This is a genomic window from Pseudomonas sp. B21-023 (assembly GCF_024749165.1).
Taxonomy (GTDB): domain Bacteria; phylum Pseudomonadota; class Gammaproteobacteria; order Pseudomonadales; family Pseudomonadaceae; genus Aquipseudomonas.
On record NZ_CP087190.1, the window covers coordinates 2,344,498 to 2,364,301 of the forward strand.

General features: G+C 66.0%; 4 protein-coding genes. 2 read left to right on the plus strand and 2 right to left on the minus strand.

Annotated elements, in window-relative coordinates; genetic code table 11:
• Nucleotides 1-9 precede the first annotated feature (9 nt).
• A complete protein-coding gene (locus LOY42_RS10690) occupies nt 10-9,681 on the plus strand; it encodes a non-ribosomal peptide synthetase (protein ID WP_309475688.1) in 9,672 nt (3,223 codons plus the stop codon).
• Nucleotide 9,682: 1 nt separating this feature from the next.
• Entirely contained in the window at nt 9,683-18,328 is an 8,646-nt protein-coding gene (locus LOY42_RS10700) for a non-ribosomal peptide synthetase (protein ID WP_258600558.1), read from the plus strand.
• A gap of 54 nt (nt 18,329-18,382) precedes the next feature.
• Here LOY42_RS10700 and LOY42_RS10705 read toward each other — a convergent pair whose 3' ends face one another.
• Nucleotides 18,383-18,616 (minus strand): hypothetical protein, encoded by a 234-nt coding sequence (locus tag LOY42_RS10705; RefSeq protein WP_028689390.1) that lies wholly within the window; start codon nt 18,614-18,616, stop codon nt 18,383-18,385.
• Between the two features lie 399 nt (nt 18,617-19,015).
• Entirely contained in the window at nt 19,016-19,795 is a 780-nt protein-coding gene (locus tag LOY42_RS10710) for an RHS repeat-associated core domain-containing protein (RefSeq protein WP_258600562.1), read from the minus strand.
• Between the last annotated feature and the right edge of the window lie 9 nt (nt 19,796-19,804).

Sequence of the window (19,804 nt, forward strand, 5' to 3'; positions counted from 1 at the left end):
ACATTCAAAGTGCAAGAGCTGCTCGACTCCGTAAAGTCGCTGTCCACCAGGGAGCGCAAGGCATTGGCAGCCTTGCTCAAGCGCCAGGGTGTCAACCTCTACGGGGTCACCCCGATCTTCAGAAGGGACTCGGCGGACGGGGCAGCGCTTTCCTATGCACAGCAGCGCCAGTGGTTCCTCTGGCAGCTCGACCCGCACAGCGCCGCCTACAACATCCCGGCGGCGCTGCGGCTCAAGGGCACGCTGGATGTCGAGGCGTTGCAGCACAGCTTCGACAGCCTGGTGGCGCGCCACGAAACCCTGCGCACCACCTTCCGCCAGGAAGGTGACGGCGCGCTGCAGATCGTCCATCCGCCAATGCCTGTGGCGCTGGCGGTGGAGCCCTTCGTGCCTCAGGACTCGACGGATTTGCAGGCAGCCATCCGCGCGCGCGTGGAGGCCGAGGTGCAGCTGCCGTTCGACCTGGAGCATGGTCCGTTGCTGCGGGTCAGGCTGCTGGTGCTGGGGCCTGAAGAGCATGTGCTGATCCTGACTGTGCACCATATCGTTTCCGATGGCTGGTCCACGCCGATCCTGGTGGACGAGCTGATCCGCCTGTACGAGGGCTTGCGCCTGGGCTCGCCGGTGACCTTGGCCGAGCTGCCGATCCAGTACGCCGACTACGCCCTGTGGCAGCGCGACTGGATGGAGGCGGGCGAGCAGGAGCGCCAGCTCGGTTACTGGCGCGAGCAACTGGCGGGCGAGCAGCCGCTGCTGGAGCTGCCTGTCGACCGCCCGCGGCCGTCGGTGCAGAGCTTCCAGGGCGCACGCCTGGCCATCGATATCGATGCCTCCCTGGCGCAGGGGCTCAAGGCCCTGGCGCGCCAGCAGGGGGTGACCCTGTTCATGCTGTTGCTGGCCTCTTTCCAGACCCTGCTGCACCGCTACAGCGGGCAAGCCGACATCCGTGTCGGCGTGCCGGTGGCCAACCGTACCCGCGCCGAAACCCAGGGGCTGATCGGCTTCTTCGTCAACACCCAGGTGCTCAAGGCCGAGTTCGCGCCGCAGACCACCTTCACCGCGTTGCTGCAGCAGGTGCGTGAAACCTCGCTGCAGGCCCAGGCGCACCAGGACCTGCCGTTCGAGCAACTGGTCGAGGCGCTGCAGCCCGAGCGCAGCATGAGCCACAACCCGTTGTTCCAGGTGTTGTTCAACCACCAGGCCGAAAGCCCGGGCATGGTCCGTGAGCTGGGCGGTTTGCAGGTTGAGGGATTGAGCTGGGAAGGGCAGACCACCCAGTTCGACCTGATCCTCAACACGGCCGAGCACGAGGGTGGGCTGATTGCGGCGTTCACCTACGCCACCTCGCTGTTCGATGCGGCCACGGTCGAGCGCATCGGCCGGCATTGGCGCAACCTGTTGCAGGGCATCTGCGCGGATCTCGCCCAGCGCGTGGCGCAGTTGCCGTTGCTCGATGCGGCTGAGCTGGGGGCATGGACGGCTGATGTGCGGCGCTATCCGAGCACCGAGTGCGCCCATGCGCTGATCGAGCAGCAGGCGGCGCGCACACCTGAAGCGATCGCCGTGACCTTTGCCGGCCAGGCGCTGAGTTATGACCAGCTCAACCGCCGTGCCAACCGCTTGGCGCACAAGCTGCGCGCGCAGGGCGTGGGGCCGGATGTGCTGGTGGGCATCGCGGTGGAGCGCGGCTTCGAGATGATCGTCGGCCTGCTGGCGATCCTCAAGGCCGGGGGCGCGTATGTGCCGCTGGACCCGGAGTATCCGCAGGATCGCCTGAGCTACATGATGGAAGACAGCGGCATTCAGTTGCTGCTGACTCAAGGCCATTTGCTGGCCGATCTGCCCGTGCCGGCGCACGTGCGCAGCCTGAAGCTGGAAGATGATCTCACCGGCTACAGCGACGAAAACCCCGAGCACCTGACTCAGCCGGACAACCTGGCCTATGTGATCTACACCTCGGGCTCGACCGGCAAGCCGAAAGGCACCTTGCTGCCGCACCACAACCTGCTGCGCCTGTTCAAGGCCACCGATGCCTGGTTCGGCTTCGGCCCGCAGGATGTGTGGACGCTGTTCCACTCGTACGCCTTCGACTTCTCGGTGTGGGAGATCTTCGGTGCGCTGCTGCATGGCGGTCGTTTGGTGATCGTGCCGCGTGAAACCACGCGTTCGCCGGAAGACTTCCACCAGTTGCTGGTGGAGCAGGGCGTGACCGTGCTCAACCAGACCCCATCGGCGTTTAAACCGCTGATGCGTGTGGCCTGTGACAGCACTGCCGATCTGGCGCTGCGCTACGTGATCTTCGGCGGCGAAGCCCTGGATGTGGCTGCACTGCAACCGTGGTTCGAGCGCTTCGGTGAAGACTGCGAAAACCTGATCAACATGTACGGCATCACCGAGACCACGGTGCATGTGACCTACCGGCCGATCCGCTTCGCCGACACGCAACAGGCGGGCAGCCCGATCGGTGCGGCGATCCCGGACCTGTCGATGTACGTGCTGGACGCCGACTTCAATCCGGTGGCCAAAGGCTGCACGGGCGAGCTGCATGTCGGCCACGCCGGCCTGGCACGCGGTTACCACAACCGCGCCTCGCTGACCGCCGAGCGCTTCGTGCCGGACCCGTTCTCCAGCGAAGGCGGGCGCCTGTACCGCACCGGCGACCTGGCGCGTTACCGCGAACAGGGCGTGATCGAGTACGTGGGCCGGATCGACCACCAGGTGAAGATCCGCGGCTTCCGTATCGAGCTGGGCGAGATCGAAGCGCGCCTTCAAGAGCATGCGGCGGTGCGTGAAGTGCTGGTGCTGGATATCGATGGGGCAGGGGGCAAGCAACTGGCCGCCTACCTGATCGCCCAGGATGCGAATGCAGACCACGCAACCCTGCGCGACACGTTGAAACAGCACCTGAAAGCCAACCTGCCGGACTACATGGTGCCGACGCACTTCCTGGTCTTGGACCAGTGGCCACTGACCGCCAACGGCAAGCTGGACCGCAAGGCCCTGCCCAAACCGGACGCCAGTCAACTGCAACAGGGCTACGTGGCCCCGCGCACGGCGCTGGAGCAGCAACTGGCGGCGATCTGGAGCGAGGTGCTGAAGGTCGAGCAGGTGGGCCTGCACGACAACTTCTTCGAGCTCGGCGGCCACTCGTTGCTGGCCACCCAGGTCACCTCGCGGATCCGCCAGCGCCTGAATGTGGAAGTGTCGCTGCGCAGCCTGTTCGAATCCGCCGACCTGCAGGCCTTCGCCCAGGCCGCTGGCGAAGGCGCGGCCAGCCAGGCGCCGGCGTTCAGCGTCGTGGACCGCAACCAGCCGCTGGCCTTGTCCTACGCCCAGCAACGCCAGTGGTTCCTCTGGCAACTGGAGCCGGCCAGTGCCGCCTACAACATCCCGTCGGCCCTGCGCTTGAAGGGCGAGCTGGATATCGAGGCGCTGCGCAGCAGCTTCGCCGCGCTGATCGCCCGCCACGAAACCCTGCGTACTACCTTCCATCAGGAAGGTGAACAGGCCTGGCAACGGATCCATGTCGCAGGTGATTTCGACCTGCCGGTCGAGACGGTGGCGAGCGAGGCGCTTCAGGCGCGAGTTGCGCAGGAGACCGCGCAGCCGTTCGACCTGGAGCACGGCCCGTTGCTGCGTGCCCGCCTGCTGCGCCTGGCCGCCGACGAGCATGTGCTGGTCCTGACCCTGCACCATATCGTCGCCGATGGTTGGTCGATGCCGATCATGGTCGATGAAGTGGTGCGCCTGTATGCCGGGTACCGTCAGGGCGCCGAGGCGCAACTGCCGGCCCTGGCGTTCCAGTACGCGGATTATGCCGCCTGGCAGCGCCAGTGGATGGCGGCGGGCGAGCAGGCACGCCAGCTCGACTACTGGCGCCAGCAATTGGGCGACGAGCAACCGGTGCTGGAGTTGCCTGCCGACCGCCCACGCCCGTTGCAGCTGAGTCATGCCGGGGCACGCCTGGATATCCGCCTGGAGCCGGAACTCGCCGAGGCGCTGAAAGCCACCGCACGGCAACAGGGCGTGACCCTGTTCATGCTGTTGCTGGCCTCGTTCCAGGTGCTGCTGCACCGCCTCAGTGGTCAATCGCAGGTGCGCGTCGGCGTCCCGGTCGCCAACCGCAACCGTGCCGAGACCGAAGGCCTGATCGGCTTCTTCGTCAACACCCAGGTGCTCAAGGCTGAGTTCGCGCCGCAGACCACCTTCGCCGGATTGCTGCAACAGGTCCGGCACACCGCCGTGCAGGCCCAGGCGCACCAGGACCTGCCGTTCGAGCAACTGGTCGAGGCGCTGCAGCCCGAACGCAGCCTGAGCCACAGCCCACTGTTCCAGGTGCTGTTCAACCACAAGGCGGAAAACTCCGGCATGGCCCAGGAACTGGCCGGGCTGCGGATCGAAGGGCTGGGTTGGGAAGACCGCAGCACCCAGTTCGACCTGGTCCTGAACACGGTCGAGCACGACGCGGGGTTGAACGCCATCCTGACCTACGCCACTGCATTGTTCGATCCGGCCACTGCCGAGCGTCTGGGTAGGTACTGGCGCAATCTGTTGCAGGGCATCTGCCAGGACAGCGCCCAACGCGTGGCGCAGTTGCCATTGCTCGATGCTCTCGAGTTGGAGGAGTGGCAAGCGAATGTGCGGCGTTACCCAAGCACCGAGTGCGCTCACGCGCTGATCGAGCAGCAGGCGGCGCGTACGCCTGAAGCGATCGCCGTGAGCTTTGCCGGCCAGGCGCTGAGTTATGACCAGCTCAACCGCCGTGCCAACCGCCTGGCGCACAAGCTGCGCGCGCAGGGCGTGGGGCCGGATGTGCTGGTGGGCATCGCGGTGGAGCGCGGTTTCGAGATGATCGTCGGCCTGCTGGCGATCCTCAAGGCCGGTGGCGCCTATGTGCCGCTGGACCCGGAGTATCCGCAGGATCGCCTGAGCTACATGATGGAAGACAGCGGCATTCAGTTGCTGCTGACTCAAGGCCATTTGCTGGCCGATCTGCCCGTGCCGGCGCACGTGCGCAGCCTGAAGCTGGAAGATGATCTCACCGGCTACAGCGACGAAAACCCCGAGCACCTGACTCAGCCGGACAACCTGGCCTATGTGATCTACACCTCGGGCTCGACCGGCAAGCCGAAAGGCACCTTGCTGCCGCACCACAATCTGCTGCGCCTGTTCAAGGCCACCGATGCCTGGTTCGGCTTCGGCCCGCAGGATGTGTGGACGCTGTTCCACTCGTACGCCTTCGATTTCTCGGTGTGGGAGATCTTCGGTGCGCTGCTGCACGGTGGTCGTCTGGTGATCGTGCCGCGTGAGGTGACCCGTTCGCCGGAGGACTTCCACCAGTTGCTGGTGGAGCAGCGCGTGACGGTGCTGAACCAGACCCCGTCGGCATTCAAACCGCTGATGCGCGTGGCCTGTGACAGTGCATCCGACCTTGCGCTGCGCTATGTGATCTTCGGCGGCGAAGCGCTGGACGTAGCTGCACTGCAGCCATGGTTCGAGCGCTTCGGCGAGGACTGCGACAACCTGATCAACATGTACGGCATCACCGAGACCACGGTGCACGTGACCTACCGGCCGATCCGCTTCGCCGACACGCAACAGGCGGGCAGCCCGATCGGTGCAGCGATTCCGGACCTGTCGATGTACGTGCTGGACGCCGACTTCAACCCGGTGGCCAAGGGTTGCACGGGCGAGCTGCATGTCGGCCACGCCGGCCTGGCACGCGGTTACCACAACCGCGCCTCGCTGACCGCCGAACGTTTCGTGCCGGACCCGTTCTCCAGCGAAGGCGGGCGCCTGTACCGCACTGGTGACCTGGCGCGTTACCGCGAACAGGGCGTGATCGAGTACGTGGGCCGGATCGACCACCAGGTGAAGATCCGCGGCTTCCGTATCGAACTGGGCGAGATCGAAGCGCGTCTGCAAGAGCACGCCGCCGTGCGCGAAGTGCTGGTGCTGGATATCGACGGGGCAGGGGGCAAGCAACTGGCCGCCTACCTGATTGCTCAGGACGCGAATGCAGACCAGGCAACCCTGCGTGACACGCTGAGACAGCACCTGAAAGCCAACCTGCCGGACTACATGGTGCCGACGCACTTCCTGATCTTGGACCAGTGGCCATTGACCGCCAACGGCAAGCTGGACCGCAAGGCCCTGCCCAAGCCGGATGCCAGCCAGCTGCAACAGGGCTACGTGGCCCCGCGCACGGCGCTCGAGCAGCAACTGGCGGCGATCTGGTCCGAGGTGCTGAAGGTCGAGCAGGTGGGCTTGCACGACAACTTCTTCGAACTCGGCGGCCACTCGTTGCTGGCGACCCAGGTCACCTCGCGGATCCGCCAGCGCCTGAATGTGGAAGTGTCGCTGCGCAGCCTGTTCGAATCCGCTGACCTGCAAGCCTTCGCCCAGGCCGCCGGCCAAGGTGCGGCCAGCCAGGCGCCTGCCATTACCGTGGCGGACCGCAACCAGCCGCTGGTGCTGTCGTACGCCCAGCAGCGCCAGTGGTTCCTCTGGCAACTGGAGCCAGATAGCGCCGCCTACCACATCCCTGCAGCCTTGCAACTGAAGGGGCGTCTGAACCCCGAAGCGTTGCGTCAGGCCTTCGAGAGCCTGATCGCTCGCCATGAGAGCCTGCGCACCACCTTCGACCAGCAAGGTGGCGAGGCGCAGCAGCGTATCCACGCGCCCGCGACATTCACCCTGGTCATGGAATCGCTGCAGGATACCTCGACCGAGGCGGTCCGCGAGCGCGTGGCTCGTGAGATCCAGCGCCCGTTCGACCTGACCCAGGGGCCGCTGCTGCGGGTGCGCCTGCTGCGCCTGGCCGAGGACGATCACGTGCTGGTGCTGACCCTGCATCACATCGTCGCCGATGGCTGGTCGATGCCGATCATGGTCGATGAAGTGGTCGACGCCTACCTGGCCTTGAGCCAGGGCCGGCAACCCGAACAGCCGGCCTTGCCGGTGCAGTACGCCGACTATGCCGTCTGGCAGCGCCAGTGGATGGAAGCCGGCGAGCAGGCCCGCCAGCTCGACTACTGGATGGCACAGCTGGGCGGCGAGCACTATGTGCTGCAACTGCCCACCGATCATCCACGGCCCACTGTGCAAAACCACGCCGGTCGCAGCCTCGCCATCGAGGTGCCGGCGCCGCTGGTTCAGGCTTTGAAGGCACAGGCGCGCCAGCAAGGGGTGACGCTGTTCATGCTGCTGCTGGCTTCGTTCCAGAGCTTGCTGCACCGCCAGACCGGGCAGGCCGACATCCGTGTCGGCGTGCCGATCGCCAACCGCACCCGGACCGAGACCGAGGGCTTGATCGGCTTCTTCGTCAACACCCAGGTGCTCAAGGCGCAGTTCGAGCTCCACACGACCTTCAGCGCGTTGCTGCAACAGGTCAAGCACGCCGCCTTGCAGGCCCAGGCGCACCAGGACCTGCCCTTCGAGCAACTGGTCGAAGCGCTGCAGCCGGAGCGCAGCCTGAGCCACAATCCGCTGTTCCAGGTGATGTTCAACCACCAGGCCCAGCGCCCGGACCAGGGGCGCGAACTGCCTGGGCTGAGCATCGAAGGCCTGAGCTGGGGCAACCCAACGGCGCACCTCGACCTGGCCCTGGATACTTTCGAAAGCGAACACGGCCTCGGTGCGACCCTGACCTACGTCAGCGACCTGTTCGAGCACGCCACCATCGAGCGCATGGCCGCGCACTGGCTCAACCTGTTGCAGGCAGTCAGCACCCAGCCTGCCCAGCGGATCGTCGAGCTGCCGCTGCTCGATCAGGCACAGCGTCAGGTCATCCTCGGGCAGTGGAGCCGACACGAGGTGGTCTACCCCGACTCGCGCACGGTGCAGCAACTGTTCGCCGACCAGGCCGCGCGTACCCCGCACGCCACGGCGCTGATCTGCGAAGGGCAGCAGCTCACCTACCAGGCCTTGGACCTGCGCGCCAACCAGCTGGCCCATCGCCTGCGCGAGGCGGGCATCGGCCCGGACGTGCGCGTGGGCATCGCCCTGCCGCGCAGCCTGGACATGGTGGTCGGCCTGCTGGGCGTGCTCAAGGCCGGCGGCGCCTACGTGCCGTTGGACCCCGACTACCCGCACGAGCGCCTGGCCTACATGATGGAGGACAGCGGCATCGCCCTGTTGCTCTGCCACAGCGCCCAGCTGCAAGACCTGGCCGTGGCACCGCAGGTACGCAGCCTATGTCTGGACAGCGAGCCGCTCGATGCCTGGCCGAGCCATGCGCTGCCGGCGCTGGGCGACCCCGACAACCTGGCGTACATCATGTACACCTCCGGTTCCACCGGGCGTCCCAAGGGCGTCGGCATCAGCGCCGCGGCGCTGAGCCGACATGCCCATGTCGCCCAGGGTTTCTGCGGCCTGTCGGCGGCCGACCGGGTGCTGCAGTTTTCCACCTTCAACTTCGACGCCTTCGTCGAGCAGCTGTACCCGGCGCTGATCTGCGGCGCCAGCGTGGTGCTGCGCGGCCCGACGCTGTGGGACAGCGAGACCTTCTACCGTGAAGTGGTGACCCAGGGCATCACCTTCGCCGACCTGCCGACCGCCTACTGGTACCTGCTGGCCAAGGACTTCGCGGCCAAGGGCCCGCGCGACTATGGTTCGCTGCGGCGCATCCACATGGGAGGCGAGGCCATGGCCGCCGATGGCGTGCTGGCCTGGCAACAGGCCGGGCTCGGCCATGTGCGCCTGCTCAACACCTACGGGCCGACCGAGGCCACCGTCAGCGTCATGAGCCACGACTGCAGCGCCTATGTCACCGGCGCGCAACCCCTGCCGGTGCAGATCCCGATCGGCAAGGCCCTGGGCGGGCGCTCGATCCACCTGGTGGACGCCGATGCCGACCTGGCCCTGCCGGGCGCCATCGGCGAGCTGCTGGTCGGTGGCGAGCTGCTCGCCCGCGGCTATCACAATCGTCCGGGGCTGACCGCCGAACGCTTCATCCCCGACCCGTTCGCGACAACGCCGGGCGGGCGCTTGTACCGCACCGGCGATCTGGCCCGTTATCGTGAGCACGGCGTGGTGGAGTACGCCGGGCGCATCGACCACCAGGTGAAGATCCGCGGCTTCCGCATCGAGCTGGGCGAGATCGAGGCGCGCCTGCGCGAGCACCCGGCGGTGCGCGAGGTGCTGGTGGTCGATATCGATGGCCCGGGCGGCAAGCAACTGGCCGCCTACCTGGTGCCCAACGCCATGCCCGAGGCCGAGGACGGCCTGCGCGCCGAGCTGAAGGCGCACCTGGGCGCCAGCCTGCCGGACTACATGGTGCCGATGTACCTGGTGTTGCTCGAGCGCATGCCGCTGCTGCCCAACGGCAAGCTCGACCGCAAGGCACTGCCGGCCCCCGATACCCGCCAGTCGCAGCCGGCCTACGTGGCCCCGGTCAGTGAGCTGGAACAACAGCTGGCGGCGCTGTGGGCCGAAGTGCTGCAGGTCGAGCGGGTGGGCCTGGGCGATGACTTCTTCGAGCTGGGCGGGCACTCGCTGCTGGCGGCCCAGCTGATTTCCAAGATCAACTCGGGCCTGGGCATCGACATCCCCCTGCGCCTGCTATTCGAGAAACCGCAATTGAATGATTTTGCCCAGGCCTGTGCCAGCACCGGCTTGTCGTTGAGCGAGGACGGCTTGTCCGATATCGAAAGAATGATGAATGAAATGGCGGGCGTCTGAGATGGACAAGAGCACAGCAGAACGTATCGCCAAGCGCTTTGTCGGCCTGGCCCTGGAGCAGCGTCGGCAGATCCTCGACAAGATGCGCGAGACCGGGCAGAGCTTCCGCTTGCTGCCCATCGCCGTGACCCGTCACGACAGCCCGCGCATCCCGCTGTCCTATGCCCAGCAGCGCATGCTGTTCCTCTGGCAGCTGGAGCCGCACAGCAGCTTCTACAACGTGCCGATGGCGGTGCGCCTGAGCGGTTCGCTGAACCAGCAGGCCTTGGCCCAGGCCCTGGAGGCGCTGGTGCGGCGCCATGAGAGCCTGCGCACGCGGTTCGTCTCCGAGCAGGGCGAGTTCCACCAGCAGGTCCTCGAACAACCGGGCGTTGGCCTGGAGGTGCGCGAGGTGCAGGCCGGGCCGGGCGAGGATATCGAGCAGTGCCTGCGTACTGCGGTGCGTGAGGCACTGGATGAACCCTTCGACCTGCTCGAAGGCCCGTTGCTGCGGGTCCGCCTGTTGCGCCTGGCACCGACCGAGCACGTGCTGACGGTGTGCATGCACCATATCGTCTCCGACGGCTGGTCGGGCGAGCTGATGGTGCAGGAGTTCGTGCACCTGTACGAAGCGCTGTCGCAAGGGCGTGACGCCAATCTGCCGCCCCTGGAGGTGCAATACGCCGACTATGCGATCTGGCAACGCGCGTGGCTTGAGGCCGGCGAGGGCGAGCGCCAGTTGCAGTACTGGAAGCAGCAGCTGGGCGATGAACACCCGGTGCTGGACCTGCCGCTGGACCACGAGCGCCCGGCGCACCCCAGCTACCGTGGCGCGACCCTGCGCAGCGATGTGCCGGCGGCGTTGTCGGCCAAGCTCAAAGCCCAGGCGCGCAGCCAGGGCCATACCGTGTTCATGCTGACCCTCGCGGCCTTGGCCGTGACCCTGTCGCGCTACAGCGGCCAGGCCGACATCCGCATCGGCGCGCCCAATGCCGGGCGCAACCGCAAGGAAGTCGAAGGCCTGATCGGCTTCTTCATCAACACCCAGGTGCTGCGGGTGCAGGTGGACGAGCGCCAGAGCGGCGCGGCGCTGCTGGAGCAGGTGAAACAGGTGGTCAGTGGCGCACAGTCGCACCAGGAACTGCCGTTCGAACACCTGGTCGACGCCCTGGCGCCGGAGCGCAACCTGGGCCATAACCCGCTGTTCCAGGTGAAGATCAACCAGAACATGGCCGACACCGAGGCCGGCGCCCAGGCCCGGCAGACGCTGGGTGAGCTGAGTGTCAGCGGTTTTTCGGTCGAGGGCAGCGATGCGCGCTTCGACCTGGCCTACGACTTCACCGAGACCCCCGACGGCCTGCAAGGCTACTTCACCTACAGCACCGACCTGTTCGAAGCCGCGACCATCGAGCGCATGGCCGCTTCGTTCCAGGCCGTGTTGCGTACGCTTGTCGAGCACCCCGACGCGGTGTTGCTCGATCACCCGGACGCCCAGGCTGAGCACGTCGAAACCGCTGCCCAAGGCTGGCCGCAGCAGGACTTCCTCGCCCTGTGGCGTCAGGGCCTGCAAGCCGGTGCCGGGCAGCCGGCATTGCGCGCGGGGGATCGTACGGTCACCTATGCCGAGCTGGAGCAGCAGGCCAACCGTTTCGCTCATTACCTCAAGGCGCAGGGTATCGCCCCGGGCATGACCGTGGCGCTGTGCCAGGAGCGCTCCATCGAGTGGGTGACCAGCCTGCTGGCGGTGCTCAAGCTGGGCGCGGTGTACCTGCCCCTGGACAGCCGCCAGCCGGCCGAGCGCCTGCAGCAGTTGCTGCAGGCCAGCGCCGCGCAGCTTTTGGTGCATGCCCAGGGCGACGTCCAGGCGGCGGGGCTGGGCGTGTGCCGCGCCGTGGCCTATGACGCTTTACTGTATGGCGACTGCGACGACCAGCCACCGGCGGTGCGTATCTTGCCGCAGCAGGCGGCCTACATCATCTACACCTCGGGTTCCACCGGGCAACCCAAGGGCGTGGTGGTCAGCCACGGGGCGCTGGCCAACTATCTGCAGGGCGTGTTGCAACGCCTGGACGTGCAGCCCGGTGCCAGCCTGGCGATGGTATCCACCGTGGCCGCCGACCTTGGCCATACCGTGCTGTTCGGCGCGCTGGCCTCGGGCCGGCTACTGCACCTGCTGGGCCACGACCAGGGCTTCGATCCGGATGCCTTCGCCAGCTACATGGCCGAGCACCGCGTCGATGTGCTGAAGATCGTGCCCAGCCACCTGCAAGGCCTGTTGCAGGCCGCGCAGCCGGAGCGGGTGTTGCCCGAGCAATTGCTGATCCTGGGTGGCGAGGCCAGTTCCTGGGCCTTGATCGAGCAGATCCGCCGCCTGAAGCCCGGCTGCCGGATCATCAACCACTACGGCCCGACCGAGACCACCGTGGGCATCCTTACCCACGAAGTCGGCGCGCGCCTGCCTGGCTGGCGCAGCGTGCCGGTGGGCCGGCCGCTGGACAACGGCCAGGCGCGGGTGCTGGACGCCTACCTCAATCCGCTGCCCGAGCGCGTGGCCGGCGAGCTGTACCTGGGCGGCCAGGGCCTGGCCCAGGGTTATGTCGACCAGCCGGGCCTTACCGCCGAGCGCTTTGTCCCCGATCCGTTCGGTAACAACGGCGAGCGGCTGTACCGTGCCGGTGACCGCGCGCGCCTGGACCAGGGCGTGCTGGAATACCTGGGCCGTGGCGACGACCAGGTGAAGATCCGCGGTTACCGGGTCGAGCCGGGCGAGGTCGGCCAGGTGCTGCAAGGCCTGCCCGGCGTGGCCGAAGCCGTGGTGCTGGCGCTACCCCTCGACAGCGACCCCGCGCGTCTGCAACTGGTGGCCTGGGCCGTGCCGGCGGCGGGTGTCGAGCTGCAGGCCGAGGCCCTGCGCCAGGCTTTGCTGGCGCGCCTGCCGGAGTATCTGGTGCCGGCGCAGGTGCTGCTGCTCGAGCGCCTGCCGCTGACCGCCAACGGCAAGCTGGACAAGCGTGCCCTGCCCAGACCGGGGGTGGTGGCCAAGCAGCGCTTTGTCGCGCCGGTGGGGGAAATCGAAGAGAAACTCGCCGCGATCTGGTGCGAGGTGCTCAAGCGTGAGCAAGTGGGCAGCACCGACAACTTCTTCGAACTGGGTGGCGACTCGATCCTCAGCCTGCAGATCATTGCCCGCGCCAAGCGCCAGGGCATCAAGCTCAGCCCCAAGCAGCTGTTCGAGAAGCAGACCATCGGCCAGTTGGCGGCGGTGGCCAAGCTGATCGAGAAGAAAGCGGCGGCCGAGGTGGTCGAGCAGGTCAGCGGCAGCCTGCTGCTGTCGCCGATCCAGGCGCGTTTCTTCGACACCGTGATTCCCCAGCGCCACCACTGGAACCAGGCGGTGCTGCTGACCCCGCGCCAGCCGTTGACGGCAGCCTTGCTGCAACCTGCGCTCAAACTGCTGCTGGAACAGCACGACGCCCTGCGCCTGCGTTTCAGCGAGGACCAGGGGCAGTGGCAAGGCCAGTTCTCGCCGGTCGACGCGCAGCAGTTGCTGTGGGTACATCAGCTGGACGATGCCGCACGCCTGCCGGAGCTGGCCGATGAGGCCCAGCGCAGCCTGGACCTGAAGAATGGCCCGCTGCTGCGCGTGGTACTGATTGACCTGCCCGAGGGGCAACAGCGCCTGCTGCTGGTGATCCACCATCTGGTGGTCGATGGCGTGTCCTGGCGTGTCCTGCTCGAAGACCTGCAGCTGGCCTGCCAGGCACTGCTGGCCGGCAAGGCGCCGGTGCTGCCGGCCAAGAGCAGCTCGCTCAAGGCCTGGGCCGAGCATCTGCGCGAGCATGCCCGCAGCCCCGCGCTGGTGGCCGAGCTGGCCTACTGGCAGGCGCAGTTGCAGGGTGTCAGCGACGTCCTGCCTGGGGCGAACCTGCAGGGTGGCCAGCAGCGCAAGCATGAAATATCGGTGCGCACCCACTTGAACGCCGAACTGACCCGGCAACTGTTGCAGGAGGCGCCGGCTGCCTACCGCACCCAGGTCAATGATTTGCTGCTGACGGCGCTGGCACGGGTTATCCGCCGCTGGACCGGTGAGGCGCATGCGCTGATCCGCCTGGAAGGTCACGGTCGCGAAGACCTGTTCGACGACCTCGACATCACCCGCACGGTCGGCTGGTTCAGCAGCCTGTACCCGGTGAAGCTGACCCCCGCCGATGACCTGGGCGCGTCGCTCATGGCGGTCAAGGAGCAACTGCGCGCCGTGCCGGCCAAGGGCATCGGCTACGGTGTACTACGTTACCTGGGTGACGCGCAGGCCCGCGAAACCCTCGGCGCCCTGGCCCAGGGCAGCATCGTGTTCAACTACCTGGGGCAGTTCGACGGCAGCTTCGACAGCGAGCAAGGGTTGTTCACCCCTGCGCCGGAAGGTGCGGGGCAGGGGCAAAGCCCGGAGGCGCCGCTGGGCAGCCTGCTCAGCATCGATGGCCAGGTCTACGCCGGTGAACTGGCGCTGGACTGGAGCTTCAGCAGCGCCGTGTTCGAACGTGGGCAGATCCAGCGCCTTGCCGACGAGTACGCCGAGGAACTGCGCCTGTTGATCGGGCACTGCACCACCCCAGGGGTGGCGGGGGTGACGCCTTCGGACTTCCCGCTGGCCAGCCTCGACCAGCGCCAGCTGGCGGCGCTGCCGGTGGCGGCGGGCAACATCGAAGACATCTACCCGCTGTCGCCGATGCAGCAGGGCATGTTGTTCCACAGCCTGTACCAGCAGGAGACGGGCAACTACATCAACCAGACTTGCGTCGAAGTGCAAGGTCTGGACGTACCGCGCTTCATCGCGGCCTTGCAGGCTACCGTGGACAACCACGAAGTGCTGCGCAGCAGTTTCTTCAGTGGCTACGACCAGTCCCTGCAAGTGGTGCAGCGCCAGGTGCGGCTGCCGCTGGTCGAGCTCGACTGGCGTGACCAGGCCGATCTGCCGAGGGCGTTGCAGGAATGGGCCGAGGCCGACCTGCGTGCCGGTTTCGACCTGGCCAGCGGTCCGCTGCTGCGCCTGGCGGTGATCCGCAGCGCCGAACAGCAGTACCAGCTGGTGCTGACCAACCACCATATCCTGCTCGATGGCTGGAGCAGCTCGCGCCTGTTCGGTGAGGTGCTGCAGCGTTACGCCGGTTTCACCCCGGCAGGCAAGAACAGCCGTTACCGCGACTATATCCAGTGGCTGCAACGCCAGGACCAGGCCGCCAGCGAGCGTTTCTGGCGCGAGCGCACGGCGGAACTGGACGAGCCCACGCGGCTGGCCCAGGCCTTCAGGTCCGAAGCCCAGGGCCACGGGCAGGCCGAGCATCAGATCAGCCTGGATGCACAGCGTACCCAGCGCCTGGGCGAGTTTGCCCGGGACCAGCGGATCACCCTCAACACCCTGGTCCAGGCCGCGTGGTTGTTGCTGTTGCAGCGCTACACCGGGCAGGCCTGCGTGACCTTCGGCGCCACCGTGGCCGGCCGCCCGGCCGAACTGCCGGGCGTCGAGGAGCAGTTGGGGCTGTTCATCAACACCTTGCCGGTGGTCGCCAGCCCGCGCCCGGAGCAGACCGTGGGCGACTGGGTACAGCACGTGCAAGGGTTGAACCTGGCCCTGCGCGAGCACGAGCACACGCCGCTCTACGAAATCCAGCGCTGGGCCGGCTGGAGCGGCGAGGCGCTGTTCGACAATATCCTGGTGTTCGAGAACTACCCGGTGTCGGAGGCGCTGCAGCAAGGCGCTCCCCAGGGATTGGTGTTCGGCGAGGTAGCCAGCCAGGAGCAGACCAACTATCCGCTGACGCTGGTGGCTCAGGTGGGCGAAAAACTGTCGGCCAGCTTCAAGTTCGACCGCGCCAGCTACGCCGAATCGGCTGTCGGGCAGATTGCGGTACACTTCGTCGAATTGTTAGAAGGGTTGGCGGACTCGTCGCAACGGGCTTTGGGTGAGCTGGTGCTGAGCACAGCGCCGCTACAAGTGATCGACAGCTATCCGAGCTCGGCCTGCGCCCATGCGTTGATTGAGCAGCAGGCGGTGCGTACGCCTGAAGCGATCGCCGTGACCTTCGCTGGGCAGACGCTGAGCTACGACCAGCTCAACCGCCGCGCCAACCGCCTGGCGCACAAGCTGCGCGCGCAGGGCGTGGGGCCGGATGTGCTGGTGGGCATCGCGGTGGAGCGCGGTTTCGAGATGATCGTCGGCCTGCTGGCGATCCTCAAGGCCGGTGGCGCCTATGTGCCGCTGGACCCGGAGTATCCGCAGGATCGCCTGAGCTACATGATGGAAGACAGCGGCATTCAGTTGCTGCTGACTCAAGGCCATTTGCTGGCCGATCTGCCCGTGCCGGCGCACGTGCGCAGCCTGAAGCTGGAAGATGATCTCACCGGCTACAGCGACGAAAACCCCGAGCACCTGACTCAGCCGGACAACCTGGCCTATGTGATCTACACCTCGGGCTCGACCGGCAAGCCGAAAGGCACCTTGCTGCCGCACCACAATCTGCTGCGCCTGTTCAAGGCCACCGATGCCTGGTTCGGCTTCGGCCCGCAGGATGTGTGGACGCTGTTCCACTCGTACGCCTTCGATTTCTCGGTGTGGGAGATCTTCGGTGCGCTGCTGCACGGTGGTCGTCTGGTGATCGTGCCGCGTGAGGTGACCCGTTCGCCGGAGGACTTCCACCAGTTGCTGGTGGAGCAGCGCGTGACGGTGCTGAACCAGACCCCGTCGGCATTCAAACCGCTGATGCGCGTGGCCTGTGACAGTGCATCCGACCTTGCGCTGCGCTATGTGATCTTCGGCGGCGAAGCGCTGGACGTAGCTGCACTGCAGCCATGGTTCGAGCGCTTCGGCGAGGACTGCGACAACCTGATCAACATGTACGGCATCACCGAGACCACGGTGCACGTGACCTACCGGCCGATCCGCTTCGCCGACACGCAACAGGCGGGCAGCCCGATCGGTGCAGCGATTCCGGACCTGTCGATGTACGTGCTGGACGCCGACTTCAACCCGGTGGCCAAGGGTTGCACGGGCGAGCTGCATGTCGGCCACGCCGGCCTGGCACGCGGTTACCACAACCGCGCCTCGCTGACCGCCGAACGTTTCGTGCCGGACCCGTTCTCCAGCGAAGGCGGGCGCCTGTACCGCACTGGTGACCTGGCGCGTTACCGCGAACAGGGCGTGATCGAGTACGTGGGCCGGATCGACCACCAGGTGAAGATCCGCGGCTTCCGTATCGAACTGGGCGAGATCGAAGCGCGTCTGCAAGAGCACGCCGCCGTGCGCGAAGTGCTGGTGCTGGATATCGACGGGGCAGGGGGCAAGCAACTGGCCGCCTACCTGATTGCTCAGGACGCGAATGCAGACCAGGCAACCCTGCGTGACACGCTGAGACAGCACCTGAAAGCCAACCTGCCGGACTACATGGTGCCGACGCACTTCCTGATCTTGGACCAGTGGCCATTGACCGCCAACGGCAAGCTGGACCGCAAGGCCCTGCCCAAGCCGGATGCCAGCCAGCTGCAACAGGGCTACGTGGCCCCGCGCACGGCGCTGGAACAGCAACTGGCGGCGATCTGGAGCGAAGTGCTGAAGGTCGAGCAGGTGGGCCTGCACGACAACTTCTTCGAACTCGGCGGCCACTCGTTGCTGGTGATCACCCTGGTGAACAAGGTGCGCGAAGCCTTCGCCATCAACATCAGCCTGCATGAGTTCATGCTGATGGCCAGCTTCGAGGAACTCGCCAACTTCATCGGTGGCGGCAAGGATCGCCTGAAATCGCCGGTGATCAACCTCAACGGCTGCCAGCGCCAGCGCCCGGCGCTGTTCTGCCTGCCGCCAGGTGGCGGCGGTGCCTACGCCTACTACCCGCTGGCCAGCCGCCTGGCCGATGAGCGCCCGGTGTATGGCCTGGTCAACCGCTGCTATGCCGAGCCGGGCTGGGTGGACGAATCCTGGGCGGCGATGGTCGGCTATTACGTCGAGCAGATCCGCCGTACCCAGGCCAGCGGCCCGTACCATCTGCTGGGTTGGTCCATGGGTGGCGCGCTGGCGCTGGAGGTGGCTCACGCCCTTGAGCAGGCCGGCCAGCAGGTCGGTTTCGTCGGCCTGGTCGACACCCTGCTGCCGCAGGAGGTATCCGGTCTCGACGCCGAGCCCGTCGAAGTGGTGCAGGTGGCGCGGGCGGACGAGAGCCTGCTGCGTGGCTTGCTGGCCTTTGCGCCGGGCGTCGGCGAGGCGCGGATCGCTGGCTTCATCGACGAGGCCGAGCGTCTGCCGGCCGAGGTCGACAGGACCGAGTGGGTCATCGAGCAGGTGGCCGCCGCGGGGAATGTCAGCGCCGAACGCCTGCGCAGCATCCACGAGGATGTGCACTTGCAGCGGGAGATCGTCGATGGTTTCGCCGTGCTCGACCGCAACGCCGAACTGAGCCAGGCATTCCGCCTGCGCCCGCTGGCGGTCCAGGTGGACTGCTGGTGGGCCAGTGAAAGCCGCAGCGCCGAGCGGGTACGCCTGGGCGAGGCGGGGCTGCTGGCCCAGGCTTCGGTCAATGGCCTGGCCAGTTCGACGGTGATCGCCGATGGGCATGAGGGTGTGATCAACGCCGTCGCGTTCATCGACGGGCTGTTGCAGCGGCTTGTCGACAAGGCGTAAGGGTTGCTGTTGCAGCAAGCCGGGACCGCGCTGTGGTCCCGGCACTGCTGCCCATCAAACCGTGCGCAAGCGCGCTTTCTCCACCTGTTGCATCTCCACCCCATCGAGCAATGCCTCGACCACCGCCTTGGCCGCATCCAGCCCATGATCATTGCCCAGCAACAGGTCATGGCAGGTGCCGGTCGCCAGTTCCATCGCCTTGAGATTGGTGGCGAACGCGCCCTTTAGCAGGGTGGACAGGTGCACCAGCGCATCTTCGAAGTCCACGCCTTCGCGCACGGCGAACAAGGAAGGGTGGCTGCATTCGCAGTTGCCGAAGCTGGAATGCGCCGTGGTGGCGCGGGACGGGGGATCAGGTAAGCCTTTTGTCATTGTGTCGCTCCTTGATTCAATGGAGCCGCCACAGATCGCTACCAAACGAAGTGGTGACGGCTGTACGCAGGTTGGTAGACCGGGAATCAAGGAAACCGGCGCGCACGAGTGCGCCCTACGCACAGCCGCCATAAAACGAAACAGCGGGCACAAAAAAGCGCCGACTCTATCGCAATGGGGGCGCTTGTGCGCCTTGATTGATCGCGGGCTACCAAACCCGGCTGCTGGACTTACAGCAGCGCGCAAAGGTTACCGGGGCAGGTCGGGGGTTTCAAGGATGGAAATGTAAGCAAGTGATAGATTTACTGACGTCGTTTAATCTGGCCAACTGGTATCTCGAAGTTGATCCATCTTTTGTGCAAGATAGTTTACGAGTGCTTCCTTGCCTTTGGAGTAGTCGTCGACATGTTCTCGCATAGCCGCTGCGTTTGCCGCAACAGGAGCGGCGCCATAGCTAAGGCTCGCATCGACTGCTCTTTGGCCCTGACGGATGACGTCTTCCAAGAGATCACGATCATCAAAAGTGATACCAAAATCAGGCAGAGTGAAACTGGCGCTGTTACCTGCGATGCGATCAGGATTGGGTAGGGTAAGGGCGGCGAACAGTGCGTTCTGCGTGGTGACCTCGCTGATGAGGTCCGAATGGCCTGGGTAGCGTAATTTAAGTGTGTCTATATCAGTGTGATGAACGGATCCGACACGCTCGACTTGAATTGCCTTGGGCAGGTCACTGAGCTGACCTAAGTCAACAGCGCGACGTTGGTGAACCTGTTTAAAGGTTCCTCGAGGATCGGCATGATTTATTGGGTCTGCGGAACAATATCCGTAGCTATTGATGCCCCCGTCAGCAAAAGGACTCAGTCTGTCCGGTGAGCAAAACCTCATCAGTACCGGGCTATAGGTGCGATATCCGTTGCCCAGCGGGTAGCAGCCTGTCCACGGGTCTCGAATCACGCCATTGAATCCCAGTTGTGAACCAGTTGCGTCGCGAGTTGGATCGTATCCATAGGCCGAATAGGCAAACTCACGGCTTGATCCTCGTAACACCGAGCGTGCCAGGTCGCTCGCCAACAAAGCGGTCGAGGATTTGCTCATGGGTGCGCG